This is a genomic window from Dyadobacter sp. HNCC25DJ183, from assembly GCF_056895175.1.
This window is the reverse complement of the sequence record NZ_JBXHAP010000001.1, coordinates 573776-592715: the sequence shown is the minus strand read 5'-3', so window position 1 is coordinate 592715 and position 18940 is coordinate 573776. Positions and strand designations below refer to the sequence as shown.

The 18940-nt window shown below is 44.8% G+C and carries 16 protein-coding genes and 1 tRNA gene; 8 read left to right on the top strand and 9 right to left on the bottom strand.

Going from position 1 to position 18940, the window contains the following annotated elements:
• The first annotated feature begins 186 nt into the window (after positions 1-186).
• From mgtA to AC1XTG_RS02430, 3 genes are all read left to right on the top strand, one after another.
• Entirely contained in the window at positions 187-2700 is a 2514-nt protein-coding gene (mgtA, locus tag AC1XTG_RS02440) for a magnesium-translocating P-type ATPase (protein ID WP_484840867.1), read from the top strand.
• A gap of 181 nt (positions 2701-2881) precedes the next feature.
• Positions 2882-4654, top strand: a complete 1773-nt coding sequence (locus tag AC1XTG_RS02435) for a TrkH family potassium uptake protein (RefSeq protein WP_484840866.1) — start codon at positions 2882-2884, stop codon at positions 4652-4654.
• A gap of 6 nt (positions 4655-4660) precedes the next feature.
• The gene (locus AC1XTG_RS02430; RefSeq protein WP_056287376.1) at positions 4661-5338 is read left to right on the top strand and encodes a potassium channel family protein; all 678 of its coding nucleotides are present in this window, start codon (positions 4661-4663) and stop codon (positions 5336-5338) included.
• A 31-nt stretch (positions 5339-5369) separates the two neighbouring features.
• Here the strand turns inward: AC1XTG_RS02430 and nhaA are convergent, their stop codons facing one another.
• A complete protein-coding gene (gene nhaA / locus AC1XTG_RS02425; RefSeq protein WP_484840865.1) occupies positions 5370-6686 on the bottom strand; it encodes a Na+/H+ antiporter NhaA in 1317 nt (438 codons plus the stop codon).
• 154 nt (positions 6687-6840) lie between these two features.
• On the opposite strand from nhaA, the gene AC1XTG_RS02420 reads away from it, so the two are divergent.
• The 3 genes from AC1XTG_RS02420 (at position 6841) to AC1XTG_RS02410 (ending at position 9318) form a co-directional block, all read left to right on the top strand.
• Entirely contained in the window at positions 6841-8262 is a 1422-nt protein-coding gene (locus tag AC1XTG_RS02420) for an alanine/glycine:cation symporter family protein (protein ID WP_484840864.1), read from the top strand.
• Between the two features lie 92 nt (positions 8263-8354).
• Positions 8355-8777: a response regulator gene (locus AC1XTG_RS02415; RefSeq protein ID WP_484840863.1), complete on the top strand. Its 423-nt coding sequence runs from the start codon at positions 8355-8357 to the stop codon at positions 8775-8777.
• Positions 8778-8790: 13 nt separating this feature from the next.
• Positions 8791-9318, top strand: coding sequence for a DinB family protein (locus AC1XTG_RS02410; RefSeq protein WP_484840862.1), 528 nt, complete (start codon positions 8791-8793; stop codon positions 9316-9318).
• Between the two features lie 56 nt (positions 9319-9374).
• Here AC1XTG_RS02410 and AC1XTG_RS02405 read toward each other — a convergent pair whose 3' ends face one another.
• The 6 genes from AC1XTG_RS02405 to AC1XTG_RS02380 form a co-directional block, all read right to left on the bottom strand.
• A complete protein-coding gene (locus AC1XTG_RS02405; RefSeq protein WP_484840861.1) occupies positions 9375-10505 on the bottom strand; it encodes a heparin lyase I family protein in 1131 nt (376 codons plus the stop codon).
• Positions 10486-11631: a hypothetical protein gene (locus AC1XTG_RS02400; RefSeq protein ID WP_484840860.1), complete on the bottom strand. Its 1146-nt coding sequence runs from the start codon at positions 11629-11631 to the stop codon at positions 10486-10488. The genes AC1XTG_RS02405 and AC1XTG_RS02400 overlap by 20 nt, the downstream gene beginning before the upstream one ends.
• A 14-nt stretch (positions 11632-11645) precedes the next feature.
• Positions 11646-12206: a T9SS type A sorting domain-containing protein gene (locus tag AC1XTG_RS02395; RefSeq protein ID WP_484840859.1), complete on the bottom strand. Its 561-nt coding sequence runs from the start codon at positions 12204-12206 to the stop codon at positions 11646-11648.
• A gap of 169 nt (positions 12207-12375) precedes the next feature.
• On the bottom strand, positions 12376-13185 hold the full coding sequence (gene lgt / locus AC1XTG_RS02390) for a prolipoprotein diacylglyceryl transferase (RefSeq protein WP_484840858.1): 810 nt from the start codon (positions 13183-13185) through the stop codon (positions 12376-12378).
• Positions 13186-13374: 189 nt separating this feature from the next.
• The gene (locus tag AC1XTG_RS02385) at positions 13375-14232 is read right to left on the bottom strand and encodes a metallophosphoesterase (RefSeq protein WP_484840857.1); all 858 of its coding nucleotides are present in this window, start codon (positions 14230-14232) and stop codon (positions 13375-13377) included.
• A gap of 299 nt (positions 14233-14531) precedes the next feature.
• Positions 14532-15524, bottom strand: a complete 993-nt coding sequence (locus AC1XTG_RS02380) for a helix-turn-helix transcriptional regulator (protein WP_056287386.1) — start codon at positions 15522-15524, stop codon at positions 14532-14534.
• Positions 15525-15613: 89 nt separating this feature from the next.
• On the opposite strand from AC1XTG_RS02380, the gene AC1XTG_RS02375 reads away from it, so the two are divergent.
• Together AC1XTG_RS02375 and AC1XTG_RS02370 are read left to right on the top strand one after the other, a co-directional pair.
• A complete protein-coding gene (locus AC1XTG_RS02375) occupies positions 15614-16807 on the top strand; it encodes an FAD-dependent monooxygenase (RefSeq protein WP_157474810.1) in 1194 nt (397 codons plus the stop codon).
• Positions 16794-17174, top strand: a complete 381-nt coding sequence (locus tag AC1XTG_RS02370; RefSeq protein WP_056287392.1) for a hypothetical protein — start codon at positions 16794-16796, stop codon at positions 17172-17174. The genes AC1XTG_RS02375 and AC1XTG_RS02370 overlap by 14 nt, the downstream gene beginning before the upstream one ends.
• A gap of 928 nt (positions 17175-18102) precedes the next feature.
• Here the strand turns inward: AC1XTG_RS02370 and AC1XTG_RS02365 are convergent.
• Positions 18103-18174: transfer RNA gene (locus tag AC1XTG_RS02365), tRNA-Arg, on the bottom strand.
• 85 nt (positions 18175-18259) lie between these two features.
• A complete protein-coding gene (locus AC1XTG_RS02360; RefSeq protein WP_484840856.1) occupies positions 18260-18931 on the bottom strand; it encodes an NUDIX hydrolase in 672 nt (223 codons plus the stop codon).
• Between the last annotated feature and the right edge of the window lie 9 nt (positions 18932-18940).

The window sequence follows — 18940 nt, the reverse complement described above, 5'->3', positions numbered from 1 at the left end:
ACGGAATCGTGGACTTTAATGCTTTGACGGGGCTTAGTCCAGATTATGATTTTGATCACTCAATCCCGTTATTTTGCCCGTTTTCAGCTCATATTCTTAGCTGACCAAAATCATATATGCAGCCTTATACCTTGATGACCTTTGCATTTAAATCTTGCATGCCAATATTTAAATGTTCTGCAAATCATGTACGTAAACAATATCCGCAGCCTGTCATTAAGCAATGTTCTTGAACTACTTAGCAGTAATGAACAAGGTTTGAAGGATGAGCTTGTCAGGGAGCGGCAAAAGGAAAGTTTAAAGAAAACTGTCGGCGACTCGGAGTTTAAACAAAGCCTGAAAATATTTATCAGGCAATTTACCAGTCCGCTGGTGCTCTTGCTTGTGATTGCCGTCATGCTTTCGGCCTTCTTTGGAGAAGTTTCGGATACTTTGATCATCTTTTTTATCCTTATCATCACGGGCTTGCTGAGTTTCTGGCAGGAGCTTCACGCGGGAAAAGCAGTTGAGAAACTTCGGCAAATGATCGAAATCAAAAGCCTTGTTGTCCGCAATGGGGCTGAGCAAATGGTCAATACAGATGAAATTGTGCCAGGAGATATTCTTCGCCTTAAAGCCGGTGACATTATTCCCGCAGACTGCCGGATTATCGAAAGCAATGAGCTTCATGTGAATGAAAGCAGTCTTACCGGTGAAAGTTACCCCGCAGAAAAAATGGAGGGCATATCCGACGAGGACGCTCCTCTGGCGAAAACCTTGAACTGCCTCTGGCAAGGTACCAATGTCGTCAGCGGGACCGCGTCAGCAGTAGCAGTTTATACCGGATCGGAAACCATTTTTGGGAAAATAGCCGCCAGCCTTTCAGATACACAGGAGACAGCGTTCGAAAGGGGCATCAAACAATTTGGTTATTTCCTGTTGCAGATCACGGCGGGTTTGACGCTGATCATTTTTGCAATTAATATTTATTTCCACAAACCCCTTCTGGATTCACTGCTGTTTTCCCTCGCCCTGGCAATCGGAATGGCGCCAGAGTTGCTTCCGGCTATTATGACTGTGGCAATGGCCTCCGGAGCGCAAAGAATGATGAAAAAGAAAGTGATTGTTAAAAAGCTTTCATCCATTTTCAATTTTGGCGAGGTAGGGGTTTTATGCTCGGACAAAACCGGAACCATCACAGAGGGCACGGTAGTCGCCAAGGATTTTGTCGACGTATACGGTAGATCGGATGAGCAGGTCCGGTTGTTTGCGTTTTTGAATGCATCCATGCAGCAAGGCTTTACAAACCCGGTAGATGAGGCGATCTGCGCGCTGGATATCGATAAACACGGTTATGTCAGGCTCGGAGAAATACCTTACGATTTTATCCGGAAAAGGCTGAGTATTCTGGTGGGCTTTGAAGAAAAGGCAACCATTATCAGCAAAGGGGCTCTGGCTAATATTCTTGAAGTTTGTGAATTTGTGAAGTCAGAAACAGGGGAGTTACAGCCTCTTGACGAACAGATGCGACGCAATATCAATGATCGTTTCCAAGATTTTTCCAAAGAAGGCTACCGTGTGCTCGGCATTGCGTCAAAGGTGTTTGGAGGAAATAAAATGACCCGCGATGATGAAAGATCTATGACATTCATGGGGTATCTGCTGTTGGAAGATCCGTTGAAAGAATCCAGCCTCGCTTCTATTGAGAGGCTTAGAGCAATGCAGGTGCAATTCAAGATCATTACCGGAGACAACCGTTATGCGGCGGCGCATATCGCGCAGCAACTTGGCATCAGCCAGCCCCAGATACTGACGGGGGACGAGCTGAACCAAATGTCGCCGGAAGCGCTTCTGAACAGGGTACTCAAAACAGATGTGTTTTCAGAAATAGAGCCTCATCAGAAGGTCCGGATTGTGAAAGCACTGCAAGCGGCCAAACAGGTTGTGGCCTATATCGGCGACGGGATCAATGATGTGGCAGCGATTAATGCAGCTGATGCAGGTATTTCAACGAGTAATGCCGTGGACGCTGCTAAACAAGCGGCTGATTTTGTTCTGCTGGAAAAAGATCTTTCCGTATTGGCGGATGGGATCCAGGAGGGAAGAAAATCATTTGTAAACTCGATGAAATACATTTTCATCACAACAGGTGCCACATTCGGGAATATGTTCAGTGTTGCTGCGGCTTCACTTTTACTGCCTTTTCTGCCAATGCTGCCCAAGCAGATTTTGCTTACAAACTTCATCACAGACTTGCCTGCGCTGGCAATTGCATCCGATAACGTAGATGATCAGCAGCTTGCTTCGCCCGGTCGCTGGAACATGAAACTGATCCGGAATTTTATGATCGTATTTGGGCTGCATAGTTCCCTGTTTGATTTTTTGACGTTCTATGTCTTGTATTTTCATTTTCACCTGACAGGGGCTGCTTTTCGTACAGGCTGGTTCCTTGAATCGGTGATTACCGAGTTGTTGATTTTGCTGGTAATCCGTACGAATGTATCTTTTTTCAAAAGTAAGCCGGGCAACCTGCTATTAGCTATCACGGTTACTGCGTTGATCTTGACCATTTACCTTCCCTGGTCTCCCGTCTCCTCTTCGCTTGGGCTGACAGCTGTTGCAGGAAAGCAGGTGTTGATTTTACTCGGTATCCTGACAGCGTACATGCTCACCGCCGACTGGTTAAAGGTGTGGTTCTTTAAATTCAACAAAGCCGTTTAACGTTTTGGCCGATGTAGCTAACCATTCGCATTTGCTTATCCGGAACTGTGTGATCTGACTAATGTCAGGGATAGTTTGCCTGAAAATCTTGGGAATAGCACGGGCATTGTTATTTTGCAAAAATACCAAGCCTACTATCCCGGGAAAAGCAGCCAGACATGATTATCACAGCAAACATTCCATGACCAGCGAATCTATCCTTTTTCTGAGAAAATCGATGGATAAGGTCATACTCATCATGAGCGTGATCTGTGCCCTCACAGTGATCTTTCACATTGGTTACAATCGCGACGAAGTGATCGAACGCTTTGTGAACAGGGGCCTGGAGTGGTGCTTCTACTTTTTTACGCTGGCATTGATCCTCAAAACCGTTACTGCATTCAAAAGCCGGTCCACCATAACATCCAGGGTCAGTGAGGCGATCTTGTGCTTTTATTTCCTGGCTGTAACGCTGATCGATAATTATCACTTTGCTGGTGCAGCCGGGACGCACCTTGTCAAGCCCGAATGGATGTATTTGGGGATATTTGCATTGCTGGTGGTGGAGATCTCGAAGCAAACACTGTTTTTTGATCAGTTTTATTTCAACCCTACATTGCTGTTTGTGATCAGTTTCCTGCTGCTGATCCTGATCGGGACCGCCCTGCTTTTACTCCCTAAATCCACGTATCAGCAACAGCTCAGTTTCATCGATGCATTGTTCCTGGCAACCAGCGGCGTGTGCATTACCGGACTTTCGGGCATTGACATTACTGCCGACCTGACCCGGTTTGGACAAACGGTACTGCTGATGCTCGTACAGGTTGGCGGGCTGGGTATTATGACCTTTACGGGATTTTTTGGCTACTTTTTTTCGGGTGGATTCTCGTATAAAAATCAACTGATGTTCACCGAACTGCTGGGTGAAAACAAAGTCAGCACAGTAATTTCGAGTCTTTACAAGATTGTCTTCGTTACTTTTCTGTTTGAAATTATCGGCGGGATTGTGATCTTTTTTACGTTGGACAGCAGCCTATTTCCTGGCGAAGGCGAGCGGTTGTACGCTACTGTTTTTCATGCGATCACCGCCTTCTGTAATGCTGGATTTTCCACTTTCGAGCACGGGCTGCATCACCCGGCGATCCGGTTTAATTATGCTTTTCAGCTCGGTATTATCCTCCTTTACGTCTTGGGTGGGCTGGGGTTTGCTGTTATTTTTAACATATATGATTTCCTGAAAAGAGGTGTTTTAAATGTTTATCGCAAGGTATTTCACGGCCGGCCTATCAAGCACCGCCTGGTCGTTGTTGCATTTAATTCAAAGATCATTGCTTATACCACTTTCTGGCTGATCCTGGTGGGATTTGCATTGTCATTTATCCTCGAATACAATCATACGCTGCAAGACCATGAAACGCTGACGGGCAAGATGGTAACCGCACTTTTTATCGGCACCAGTCCGCGCTCATCCGGGTTCAACACCGTGCCTATGGAGGGCCTGGCATTTTCTACGATCATGCTCATTTTGCTGTTGATGTGGATCGGTGCGGCGCCGGGTTCAACGGGTGGCGGTATTAAGGTTACTACATTTGCCATTGCGGCTTTGAACATTGTTCGGTTGGCAAGGGGGCGCGACCGCATTGAAGTGCTGGGACGAATGGTTTCCGAAGATTCGCTTGCACGCGCTTTCGGGATCATCAGCCTTTCGCTGGTCTTTCTGGGCGTATCTGTGTTTACGCTCACCATCACCGATCCCGAAAAGACATTGCTTTCACTCGCATTTGAGAGCTTTTCAGCATTTACGACCACCGGGCTCAGTCTGGGCATTACGCCAAACCTGAGCAATGCAGGCAAACTGGTAATCATTGTGACCATGTTCGTGGGCCGGGTAGGGTCGATGACGCTTTTGATTGCATTGATCAAAAAGGCCAAGCCGCAAAATTACCACCTTCCGCCAGAGCAGGTTAATCTTTAAAACACTATGAAATACATCATTTTAGGACTAGGAAATTTCGGCAAGGCGCTTGCAACCAGACTGACCGAACTTGGGCACGAAACCATTGGCGTCGATAAGAACATGCAGAAAGTCTCGCAGCTGAAAGAACAGATCACGCACACAGTGTGTATGGATTGTACGGATAAAAATGCAGTCAGTTCGCTGCCGCTCAAAGATTGCGACGCGGTGGTTGTTGCCATCGGGGAAGACGAAGCTTCATCGCTGCTTACAACTGCGCTGCTCAAACAGCTTAATGTAAAAAAGATCATCGGAAGGGTAGTATCGGACTTGCAGCGAACTGTATTGGAAGCCATGCAGATTGAAGAATACGTGGTGCCGGAAGAGGAATCGGCCGAGCGTCTGGCCATGCGGCTTGACAACTCGGGCATTGTAGATTCTTTTAAAATCTCCGAAAAATACAGCATTATCGAAACCAAAGTCCCTGAACGCTACATTGGCATGACACTCGCCGAAGCCGACCTGACCAAGCGTTACAATGTGATCGTGCTGACAGTGCTCACCTTATCCAAAGGTTCAGAGGGAGGGCTGGCCAAAATCTTCAAACGTGCCTCCGGCATCGCCACACCTGATACGGTTTTGCGCGAAAATGAGGTGCTGGTGCTGTTTGGCGAGCTCGAAGACATTGAGCGGCTGATGCATTAACTGGGCAGCACTTACATTATTAGCTCTTACTTTAACTTAATACCGGCTTGGAGGTGGTGCGCAAATAGACAATTCCGGCCGTGCCTGAAACAACCGAGGCAAGCAGGATACCATACTTGGCAGCATCAATGTGCAGCTCATCGGCGAATGCGAGGTTTGTAACAAATAATGACATCGTAAATCCGACACCGGCGAGCAATGCGACCCCGAAAATGTGCTTCCAGTTTACGAGTCGCGGCAGGTCGGCAATGCCGAGGCGGACCATCAGCCAGGTAAAACCAAAAACTCCGACCAGCTTGCCGATTACCAGTCCGAACATGACACCGAAACTGACCGGATTAATGAGCGCGGAAAAAAAGTCGCTGCCAATGTGCATACCCGAATTGGCGATGGCAAAGAGCGGCATGATCAGGAAAGCCACCCAGGGGTGTAAGGCATATTCGATCTTTTGCAGAGGCGTTTGTGCGTCGATGCTGATCCTCTTTATTTCTTCAATAATTTGGTGCTGGTCAGATGTCATCAGCGGTCCGTGCAGCGGAATGGCCACTTCAAATGCTCTGGATTGTTCGTCGATCTGCTCTATATATTCCAATTCATTGATCTTGGTGCGTGCGGGAATCGTAAACGCCACCAGCACACCCGCAATGGTCGCATGAACTCCCGAAAACAGAAAACAAGCCCAAACCGCAATGCCCACCAGCAGATAAAAAAGCGTGCTGCGGATGCCCAGCAAATTGCCAGCCAGCAGTAATACAAGCAATCCGAAACCGAACATCAGATAGCTAAAATCGATGTGGGCAGTATAGAAAAACGCGATCACCAGCACTGCACCCAGATCATCCGCCACGGCCAGTGCAGATAAAAAAACCTTTACGGAAGGCGGAATGTGCTTGCCTGAAAGCGAGAGCAAGCCCAGCGCAAATGCAATGTCCGTCGCCATCGGGATTCCCCAGCCGCCTGCTGATTCCGTGCCGTAATTGAATGCATAATAGATGCCCGCAGGCACCAGCATCCCGCCCAGCGCAGCCACCATGGGCAATGCAGCTTTTTTTGCACTCGATAATTCCCCCGCCATAAACTCCCGCTTCAATTCCAGCCCGATCACAAAAAAGAAGATCGCCATCAGTCCGTCATTGATCCAGATGTGCAGCGGATGATCAAACAAGCTTCCATTAAAACCAACCGAAAGGCTCGTTTCCCAGACATGGTGGTAAGACGCTCCAAATGGCGAATTGACCCAGATCAGCGCTGCAACGACACATAGAAACAGCACAATGCCACTGGTATATTCCTGGTGGATGAACTTGCTGACAGGTTGGATGACGCGATCGATGGGGGTTCTGGCCATGTGGATGAGGTAAGTGTAATGCTGTTTTTGGCAAATATAGGTCTAAATGCATTTTAGGAAAGAACAAAATTCTTGTCTTGGTTTTGATATTATTTCGCTTTATTTGGTATTCTGCCAAACAAAATTCTCCCCTATATTTATTTAAGCCAACAAAATGGAGCAAACAGTCAATTTTATTAATGATCTCATTTGGAGCAAAGCTTTAATCGGACTTTGTCTTGCGACCGGTATTTACTTTTCTGTTGTAACCCGGTTTTTGCAAGTGAGATATATCAAGGATATGGTAAAGCTGCTGTTTGGCGGAAAAGCTTCTGCGCAGGGAGTGTCTTCATTTCAGGCATTTGCGATTGCGATTTCGGGTCGTGTCGGCACGGGAAACATTGCCGGCGTAGCCACGGCCATCGCTATGGGCGGGCCGGGTGCGGTGTTCTGGATGTGGGCCATTGCATTTTTAGGCGCTGCTTCGGCTTACGTGGAAGCAGCATTGGGTCAGATTTACAAAACCGTACAGGATGGTCAGTATCGGGGCGGACCGGCTTATTACATTGAAAAAGGTTTAGGTATGAAATGGTATGCCAACCTGTTCGCATTTGCTACTATACTCAGCACTGCACTCTTTTTGCCCGGGGTGCAAAGCAACAGCATTGCCACCAGTTCGCTGACAGCATTTGATATTCCTGTCGAGGTTACAGGAGGATTTGTTACTGTGCTGCTAGGGCTGATCATCTTCGGTGGTGTAAGGCGCATTGGCAAGGTGGCCGAATTTGTAGTCCCGTTCATGGCTGGCGCTTACATTCTGATGGCATTGATCGTAATCGGGTTGAACATCACCGAGGTACCAGCAGTGTTTGCATTGATATTCCGCAGCGCATTTGATATGGAACCGGCATTTGGCGGCATTTTCGGAATGGCGGTACTATGGGGCGTGAAGCGCGGAGTTTATTCCAATGAAGCCGGACAGGGAACAGCACCCCACGCAGCAGCAGCGGCCGAAACAAGCCACCCGGCCAAGCAGGGACTTGTTCAGGCGTTTTCAGTTTATGTCGATACGCTTTTCGTATGCACTGCTACGGCATTGATGATCCTGTTTACAGGCCAATATAATGTAGCTAATCCCGAAGGCGGCTTTTTGGTGGAGCACATTCCGGGAGCCGCGATGGGCGCCGAGTTTACTCAATCTGCTATTAATGTCCATTTCCCCTCACTGGGCAGCGGCTTCGTCGCGGTTGCACTTTTGTTTTTTGCATTCACAACTGTGATGGCTTATTACTACATCGCCGAAACGAACCTGAGCTACCTGCTCGGTGACAAAAACAGTAAAGCAGCGCTCTGGGGACTACGTATCCTGATCATGGCCGCCACGTTCTATGGCTCTATCAAAACAGCTGCCCTGGCCTGGACGGTTGGCGATATAGGTGTAGGAATCATGGCGTGGCTCAACATCATTGCTATCCTCTTGCTAAGAAAGCCCGCATTAGATGCACTTAAGGATTACCAAAAACAAAAGGACGCAGGCAAAGATCCCGTGTTCCGGCCGCAGGAACTGGGGATCACCGGAACAGAAGAGTGGAAATAATATATGTAGCCTTTTGCGATCGCAACAATATACGACTGTGGACAGGGGAATGATTTTTGCTGCTGTGCGGAGTACGGATTCATTACGATACTATGAATAAAAACGGAGAAATTATTATCATAGAAGATGATGCAGATGATCAATTTATACTCGAAGAGGCATTTGAAGTGCTAGGATATTCTAATGCGCGCAGGTACTTCCCGGACGGGGAGGTGGCGCTCGAATACCTACATAGCACTGACAAGTTACCGTTTCTCATCCTGTCTGACATCAACCTGCCAAGGCTTAGCGGCTTTGAGTTACGCGAGAAGCTCAATAATGATGCTGAATTAAAGCTTAAGTGTATTCCATACTTATACTTTACTACTGCTTTAAACCACAAAGTGGTGATCGATGCTTATAGCACTTCCGCTCAGGGATTTTTTGTCAAGCCCAATAATTTCGATGAATTGCGTGATACCCTTCGGGTAATAATGGGTTATTGGACAAAGTGCGCGGCACCTAATAACTTTTAAGTTTTTCGCCGCTATGACGGAAATTGACCTGCTAATCGATCAGACACTTAACGCCTATCAGTGGACAAACCGGCTGCTTGAAGCTGTGCCGTCTGACAAATGGGAAATCATCCCGGAAGTGGTTGACTCCAGTATCAACTGGCAGGTTGGACATCTGATCGTCAGTCACTATTTCCATTCGATAATGGTCATCAAAGGGCATCAAATGGATATACTCCAAAAGCTTCCCATCAAAGAGTATAGCGATATGTTTACGGTAGCCGGTCCGCATACTTCCGTTGGCAAGGTAAATGCCGATGTTTTATTCAGTGCTTTGCAAGTAATGCAGCAAAAGTCAATTGCTATTTTAACGTCGCTATCCAATGCTGAGCTCGGCGACCCTTTGGAGCCGACACCAACGCCGCACCCTATTGCGACCACGAAATTGGAGGCGATTGACTGGAACATCAAACACACCATGTATCACTGCGGACAGATCGGAATGATCAGCCGGGTTGTTGAAAAGCGATATGATTTTGGTTTAAAGCTGTCTAAGATATAGGCTTGTCAATTAAACAAGCCTATATCTTACCAAATGAAGCCGGGGCTTGTTTCCGCTTACTCCAGCGGCCTGGGATTGGTCACCCTGTCGATCAAACTTGAAGTGCCGACTTCCATATTGGCATATCGGACTCCCAGGTCCGTTTGTACACTTGTGCTGGCGGCAGTCCGATAAATCCCAAATTTCCAATAACCCACAGTAGTGCGATTCCACCCAACATATATATTGTTAATGTTGCATTGCTCGATTCCATCCAACCACCATTGGACAGCTCCCGTGCCCTTTAAACTATGGGTTACCTTGACTACGAAATTGTGCCAGCTTCCTCTCGAAACCGTCGATACTTTTCGATTGACCGCAAGCAAGTTTTCACTTCCGGTAAATAGATCTATTCCGCGCGTCTGCAATACCAGAGAATCTTGCCCCCGGAAGTAAAAATCCCATGAAGCATCAGCATTGCCGGACCCGTGCCACTGCCCCAAAAAGCAATAATGGTCTTTAAGGTTGTACGTAACGTTTGCTCCGGGTTCAATATACATGGAATAGGCCATCCAGATTGTAACGTCAGTCGTCGCATTGAATGGTATGTTCATATTGGGCTGTGAAAGCTCGCTACGCTCCTTGATTCTACCGTTTTGGCGATTACCATCTGTGATGCTCCCCGGAGTTGAACCGGTATCGGAGGGCCAGTTATCACCGGGTTGTACTTCAAAACGGAATATCGGAGCGCAGGTATTGATTGACTTCTGCAGCGCGTAAGTTTTAGTAGGATCATTATGAACCGTATAAACTGTGTTGAAAACCCTTGGCCCGGAAGTCTGTCGTTTATAAATCAGAGGCGAACCAGCACCACCAACAATGAAATTCGAACTATAATCATTCGTGACAAGATCACCTCCTGAAAAAGAAAGGTTGGAAAGGTACACATCAGAAGTCAGCTTGGGATTGCGCGGAGTAGCTGGAATGACAACCTGATGACAAGGTGTTGGTACAGAATCAAGCGACCAATTGCTTTTATTATTCCAGTCATCACTGCTGGACCCGTCCCAGGTATTCTGAGCATATTGCGCTGTTGCCGGGCAGGCTAACAATGCAAAAAGAAAGAATTGAAGAATATTTTTCATCAAAAATATCTGTTTTGGTAAACTGAAAAAGATATAGCGCTTTTTATTTACGGCTTTCCACAAGCGTTTTTACCAGAACTTTCAGTTCGTCAATTTCTTTCTGCTGAGCGGTTGCGACCTTCTGCTGTTCTATCAGATATAACGTTAATTCCTCGATTTTTTCTTGCTGCAATCTCGACATCTCTCCAACGTTCATGCCTGCACTTTCAATTTCGGCAGCTGCCGGAATGTTTGGCAAGTGTTTATTTGCCTGGATGTACTTTTCAACTTCCGATAGAGGTTTCAGTTTGTATTCTTTGTCAAAAACATAGTCCGCCCAGGTTGTTGATACAGTGACTGCTTCGGCCAAAATGCCACCTTTAACAAACAGGCTGTAAGTTCCATAGGTCGTAGCCGGAAAAACGAAAGTTGAGGTACTGGATGTGACACCAGTCTTGCCATATAAAATTAACCTGCTCGGATTACTTCCATTGGCAAAGTCTCCCTCAATCAATGGCTTTCCGTCGATGGTTCTGTTAGTTATAATCAATTTGTTATCGACTGCCGCTCCCGTGGGCGTTCCACCGCTGTTGGAACCTGCCTTGAAACCTATGAAAACATTTCCTGATCCTGCATAGGACCTTCCCGCCTGGTGCCCGATAATCACGTTATTTTCGGCATCAATGCCAGCTGCCCCGGACTGATATCCCAGATAGATGTTATTATTCCCAACTGTATTAGCACCTCCTGATTCTCTGCCTATGAAAATGTTATTTCCGCCCGTTACGTTGGCTTTACCGGATTGACTGCCTACGAAGACATTATAATGACCACCCGTGTTTTTCTTACCAACATTGGCACCTATGAACGTATTCTCTCTTCCATAGGTATTTATCTTACCGGTAGTGAAACCTAAAAACGTGTTTTCATATCCGGATGTCAGCGCATTACCTGTGCTGTCTCCAAGCGAAGTATTCGATTTTCCTGTGATTACATAATTGCCACTATTTACTCCAACTGATAAGTTTTGCCCACCGCTGGTTGATTTCACAGAAATCAAACTGGCATCGTTTAGCTTAAGATATCCGGATGATAGTCGTAAAGTGTCGCTATTGATTTTAAGTGATTTTTGTGAAGGAGTTGAGATTTGGTTTTGGGCGAACGCGCCAAGGGACATCAAAAGTGCCGCAAGTAAAATTTGAATTTTCATGTTGTTGATGAGCTTTAATGTTTGAGTAGTTTGCTAATTGTCCTTTTTTCACCTTCTGTGATCTCGACGATATAAAGTCCGGGGGGAAGGGGGGTAGCGTCAAATGTTGCCTCCCGTTCGCCGTGGATCTTAGATTCTTTGGCTGCAAGGCGCGACACTTCTTCTCCTTTGAGGTTATAAATGACAATATCAGCAGAAGTATTCCGGCTGCCGGAAATCTGGATGGTCGCCAGGTCCCGGATAGGGTTGGGGTAAATCTTAATACTGCTGCCTTCATCTTCGGGCAACAACTGTTCAGCGGAAGTCCTCCCGGTAGCCACGCCAATCTGTGCTGTGAAGTTGGACACTCCGGAAACGGTGAATCCGTTGATGAAGTTAATTGTTTGCCCGGCGGTAAATGTAACGACGCTTGTCGGCCCCGAAATCGTGCTTGATGCAGTTATTGTCTGAACTGCTGTTACTACCGTGCTGCTTGTGATCGGGTAATTCACGTTGGAATTCTGTCCCATGGCGGCAACCTTTATGCCGAGACAGCAGGTTGCATAAAGAAATGTTCTTCGAAAGTGTTTGTTCATAGGCCTGCATTGGTTTTTAGATATGTAGTTTGAATTCTATTAAATTAAAAACTAATTCTATAATAAATCCATGCCTAATACTTTATTGATTTACCGGTTACTTAAATCGTAACGTGGGATACTTAATATTTTCAATGAGGTATTATTAACTCTTGTTTTGGCAGGCGGATCAGGTCTGCCTGAGATTAAGCCGCGTTATAGTCAATACAATGCCAACCACGATGAAGGGGATGCTCAGCAGTTGGCCCATGTTCAAAGCCATTCTGTCTTCGAAAACTTCCTGATTGATTTTTAGGAACTCCACCAGAAACCTGATTGAGAAGAGAGTAGAGATCATAATTCCTAGCAGGGCCCCGTTCTTCATCCGCATACGGCGCTCTCGCCACAAAAAGAACATCAATGCAAAAACCAGCGCGTATAAAATCGCCTCGTATAATTGCCCCGGATGCCTGGGAATGTTATCAATGTTTGTAAAAATGAACGCCCATGGTAAATCGGACGGAATACCAATCATTTCCGAATTCATCAAATTACCCAAACGGATGAAAGCGCCGCATAACGGTACGATTACCGCAATTCGGTCCAGTATCCATAAAAAGTCTTTTTTTCTGCGTGCGGTGAAAATGTATGCAGCTGCTAACATGCCCAGTCCGCCCCCGTGGCTTGCTAGTCCGGAAAAGCCTGTGAAGTGAAATGACGGCTCAAATGAAACAGGTAAGATATTGATCGGGTGTTGCCAGTAGTATAGGGGATCATAAAATAAAATGTGGCCCAAACGTGCTCCCACCAGCGTACCGATTATCAGCATTACTGCAAGGCGGTCGGTATCTGACGTTTTCTGCCCGTCGACCTTGAAAATATAATGTCCCAACGAGAGACTTAGAAATACACCAATCGCCCAAAATACACCATACCAGCGCGGGATGTCCATAAATGAGAACACCTCCGGCCTGACATCCCATATGATATATTGCAGCATCAGCAGTCTTGCCGGGCATCTTTAAAATCATCCGGGCTGGCATAATAAGTCGCGCAGATACTGTTGATTATACCTGAGTGTTGCTGAATGGCAATAAGAAAATTTTCTTTTAAGGACATATCGCGTGACATTCAAAACCATTTTCTCAATTAGTATAACAAAACAGGAAAATGTCACAACCGGCATTAACTACTTTATAAGAACTTTCTGAGGAACACTGTCCAGTTCGTAGTATTGGTGGCTCACTTTGTTTTCTGACACAGTAACGATACGAAACCCGGAAGGATCTTTACCCAATGGTTTTCCCACTGGCCCGGTAGTCACCATTTCCATATTTTCTGACTTACCAAAAGCATTGCGGTGGTAGTGCCCTGCGAATACGTGGCTCACACCATACTGTTTGAAAAGGGCCAAAAACTTGTTTCTGGTTGCAGCAGGGATGTTGAAGTATTCGTCTTTCTCTTCCGGATTAGTCAAAAACCAGCTGTGGTGCTGAAATACAAGCACAGGCGCAGCCGATGAACGCCGGGCTGTTTTCAGTTGTTTTTTTAACCATTTTTCCTGGGCAGCAGCCTCTTTCTCTACACCAGCCGGACTTTTAAAATACAAAGAATTCAAAACGATTCCCTGCATCCCATTGTGCTTGAAGGTGTAATAGTCTTTGCCAAGCTCCTTGCGGTATTTTTCGATATCACCCTGCTTGGGATCATTGGTTACATCGTGATTACCTGCCACGTGGTAAATGGGGATTGAAGGGTCAAGGAGGGCTACAATGCGCTTGTATTCACGCAACTGCGCCTGGTCGGCGGGTTTATTGATCAGATCTCCGGTGATAATGACAAACGCGGGATGCAGGCGGTTTGCTGCTGCAATAGCCTTCTCGAAATTTTCGGTTTCCTTTTCAAAACTCTTATTATCGGTAAAAAAACCAAACTGCGTATCCGTCATCTGGATAAAGAAGAACGACTGGCCTTTCTGAGCAAATCCACCAATGCTAATCATGCAAAGCAGACCTGCGACCAACTGAATTTTTAACGCATTCATCATAATCATAAAACTTATCTGGGTTTAGAATTATCAAAAGACAAAATACTGCAAATCATCAATTTAGCCGCAATAGTACTTACTTCTCTCGATTTGCTCGCTCAAACATTTATGAGCTTAAACCTTATTAAAAATAATGGATAATGAACTATCCGCATGTTAAGTGCCCGCTAAATAAGGATTACAATTCAGATAAACAGGATTGACGATGTGAACCACGAAGCAACAGATATCCTAGGTTCGCATCCCAGCGGGTAAAAGGGCAGAATTTACAATACGTCCCGGGCTTCAGCTCCGTACCTTCACCTGAAAAATGCTGTTTTAGACAAATGGTGTCGCTTTTCACTCTGACTCCATTTCTTGGGTTTGGCACCGAAGTGCCTTTCAAACAATCTTCCGAAATAGCTTAAATTGCTAAAACCCAATTGATAACCCACCTCAGAAACGGATAAATGTTCTTCTCTTAAAAGTCTAGCGGCCTCCTGCATACGCAAATATTGATAGTATGGATACATGCCTTTTCCGAATACTTGCGTAAAAATTTTTCGAAGTTTAATTATATTCATACCACTTAATTTTATCAATTCTTCCTGCACAAATGGTTGGTCCGTCGAAGCAGCAATTTTGTCTCTGACGCGATAGACGGATTCTATTTCGTATTTCGATAAATTTTGATGCGGAGTTTCTTCTCTTATCAATAGATTTTTAAATAGATAAAATATTAACTCAAGTGACTTCAATCGATAGTAAGCGTCCGGTAACGTTTGTGAAGAGGGAATATCTGCGACTTCGTTTACCAACGCTGCTAATTCGGGCGACATGAACTCTTCTATCCAAAGTGTTTTTTCATTATCAAAAAGGTAATCAAACCGCCCGTGATCTTTTCCTATAAACGTCTGTAAATAATCAAGGCTTATGATGATCGTTATCTGCTGAATATTCATGTCTTTAGGAAAGACAACTTCACTGTCTGTATTCAGCGGTACAATGCGGACGTGTGGCTGTACATGCTTCAATATATTTTTGCCAGCAGCGGATGAGTTTAATGGTAAGTTGACAATATTTATAAATGAAATTAAGATCCCATTTTCAATCAGCTTTATCGGTTTTCTCCGGAAGCGAAATGTTTTCTTTGCTATAACAGAGCGAATCATCAATAACATTGCGGGTAAGAGATCTACGATTTTAATCTCATTAAGCTCTAGCACTTCCAATTCCTCTGCATATTGAGTTAGCGAAATCCCCAAACGCTCCGCCCAATAAATCATTTCCTGTTTGTTGTTCTCCTTGGTCATCTTTATGAACTATTTTTTGTACTTAGAGAGCTATTTTAGCATTAAAAGTATGAATAAGTTTGCATTACCAAATTGAAAAAACAGAAAAAATGAAAAAACACATTCTAATATCCGGCGCGGGAATAGCTGGTTTAACGGCAGCCAATTTCTTAGCGAAACAAGGTCATACTATTACGATTATTGATAGGTCGACCTCGTTCAGTAAAGCCGGATTTCTTATTTCACTGAAAAGTTTCGGGGTTAGAATCATGGATGAACTGGAGTTAACCCAGAAACTTCAGGCAGAATCGTCCCCGTCTGAGACAGTTCATTTTATAGATAGTAATGAGGAAATCATTCGAAGCATCAATTATGATAAAATGAATGAAAATATCGAACGTTCGGTACTCATATCCCGAGGCGGGCTGCATCATGTTTTGTATGAGGCTATCAACAACGATGTAAATATACTTTTCGATTCAACGATTTCACAACTGGAGGAAAAAGCAGGTAAGACGATAATTACGCTTTCAAACGGAGATACAATAGTGGTTGATTTGGTAGTTGTTTCGGAAGGATTGCGTTCTGTTACCAGAGAACGTTACTTTAATGATTGCCAATTAGAAGATTTTAATATGCTTTATATGGGAGGAAAATTGAAGCATATACATTCGTATCAGGTTGGTGTTTTTAAGATATATATTGACGTCGATAAGATGTTGTCTATATATCCAATTGCGGCAGATGAAATTGCCGTTCAGTGCTACATCCATAGTACACAAGATATCGGAACGATCAAAAATAATGCTTCTTTAATTCTTAAGAGTTCTTTTCCTGATTATGATCCCGAAGTAAAGAAGCTGTTAGATGATCTTTTGGATAACGGCTTGGTTTTCGTTGATAAAATGGGGATGATTAATGCTTCAGATCTAGTGAGTGGAAACCTGGTATTGCTGGGAGATGCAGGCTATTGTCCAACAGCCCTATCGGGCATGGGCGCATCATTATCTATTTTCGGGGCGAAGGCACTGGCACATTTTATAGCGGAATACCCTGACGATATTTTAAAAGCCTGTGAAAAGTACAATAGACTGATGCAGCCGATTATCAAAAAATTTCAAACCAATGCAAAAAATAATGCCGCATCTTTCATACCAAAAGACAAAGCCGATTTAGAGAAATTTGTCAAAAAATTCCGGTCTGCAAGCGATAAAGATGTTCAAAAGATTATGACTGAGCCTATCGTGCTTACAAAAGATCAGGAAAATTTTATAATTAACCAGATAAGTCATGAAATTCAGTAAGATATTATCCGTTGTGTTAGGATTCGGAACGATCGGACTGTTGAGCTCCGTCTTAGCAAAAATCCAGGGATATGTATTCCCCGGTTCATTGGAGTTGTTTGATAATTCTATCGCCGGGAGCCACGATATTACTCAGTATGTCATTAAGCTATTTTGCGTGTACATCAGTTGTTTTATGGGGGGAGTTGTATGTGCTTCATTGAAAGGGGGGCAGCAGGAAATACTAATTATTGCCGGATGTATTACCATCGTAATTGGCTGGTTATGGCTGAGTGTGGGACAACCTATTTGGTTTTGGACGTTCTTAGTTTCGGGTGTTTTCCCTTTTTCAGTTTTTGGAAGCCGCAATAATATTATCAGGAGATAGGGAATCATATTCTATAACGTATTGGTTCATTTTTCGTTTGCGCTTTTTCTTCATTCTATTGACAAACGCTTACTTTGCGTAATCTTCTCGTTATACCTTGGGCAATAAACGCCCTGATGCTGCAATCACCGTCTTTGTGTTTGTCCTGAGTTAAGAGGTCGAACGGTAGCCAAAATTGGCGGGAAAATGTAAAATCTCAGGTTCTGTATGCCCCTCTTAAAGAGCTGAGATAAGCTCACAGCGAATCACGATAATGCCGGTCAGACAGGTTTTAAACCAAGCTAACCGACATTGTTTTGAAGTGCTAAACGATCTCCTCACAGCTCACTTTTTTCCGGGATATTCTATTAATAATCCCACTTCACAAGCCTACGGTAAAATTTCTGATATGATGAAGATTAGTAGAGAGACATGAGACTTCGATCAGCTCACGTAGTGGGGGGCTTATTTTGGGATAATCAAAGTGATTCTTTTGATTTGAGTTATTTCAACTTCCTACCCAGCTTTTCCATGTCAGCTCGTACTTTTAGATCAACGATTTTGGCGTAGTGTTGCTTGGTTTTCAAATCTTTGTGTCCAAGCATTTTCGAAACAGTTTCCATTGGAACGTCGTTTTGCCTCCTGAATGGCCACTTCTTTTTTTAGGATAGAAGTGCAAATTGAATGTTTTTGTAAGCATAACAAACCAGTTTTAGTGAATGAAAATTAGGTTTGAAGCTCCAAAAAGTCAAAATGTCCATCTCGTGGACAGGCTGCATATCAACAAGTTACACTCAAATTGGTGAGCACATCGTTGGGTGTAACGCTGCTCTCGATTTGCTCACCTTTTATTTGGTAATAATTGAAAATTTTGGCACCCATTTCAAAAACAAAAACCCCGCAAACAGTTGATTTGCAGGGTTATGATTGATTTTGTTATGTCAAATAGTGCACCCGAAGGGATTCGAACCCCTATCGATGGTACCGGAAACCACAATTCTATCCATTGAACTACGGGTGCTTCTCTCGGTAATGGGGTGCAAATATAGCCCCTATTTTGATTTTCGGCCATTTTGCTGAAAATTTTTTCTGGCCTAATGATCGTATTACAGCTTTTTCAGCAACTCCCAGTCTCCTACATCCTTCAAATACAGGTAGTCCAGCAGCACTCCGTTCGAATTATTGATCAGCTTGTGGCCTTCCACAAAAGGCACTACATAGGTATTGATAAACTCGTGATCGGAAACTACACCCTGCACTTTGTTATGGTAGCTGTGGATCTCCTCAGTGCTTAATTCGAGCTCGCAGTAAAACATGTACATCGCCTCGTCGCTCGTGCCTGTCGACGGATAAAATGGTGCTTTGTTTACGCTGATCAACTGCGATACTTCCACCGGGATACCTGTTTCTTCAAACACCTCACGCGCTGCAACTGCGGCTGCGTCACTTTCGCTGTCCAGCATGCCGGCAGGGTGCTCGTAGGTAAGGGAACCGTCGCAAATGCGGCGCTGCTGCACAAGCAGGAGGTACTTTTCCTTCGTCTCGGAATCTATAAAGCAAACCAGCACGCTCACCACTTCACCTTTCAAAAAACAGATTGGTGGAATTTTGTGGCCTTCCGGCGTAGTAGCGTCTGTGTAAAGCAATGAAAAAAGTACTTCTCCGTGACCGTTCCGGCGGCTGTAAAGCTCGTCTACACGGTGTATAGCAAGTCCGTTTCCTTCAAGTTTGTTTTTCCAGAGGTTGTATTTATGCGAGTCAACCAGCTTTTCAGGCATCTCTTGAAT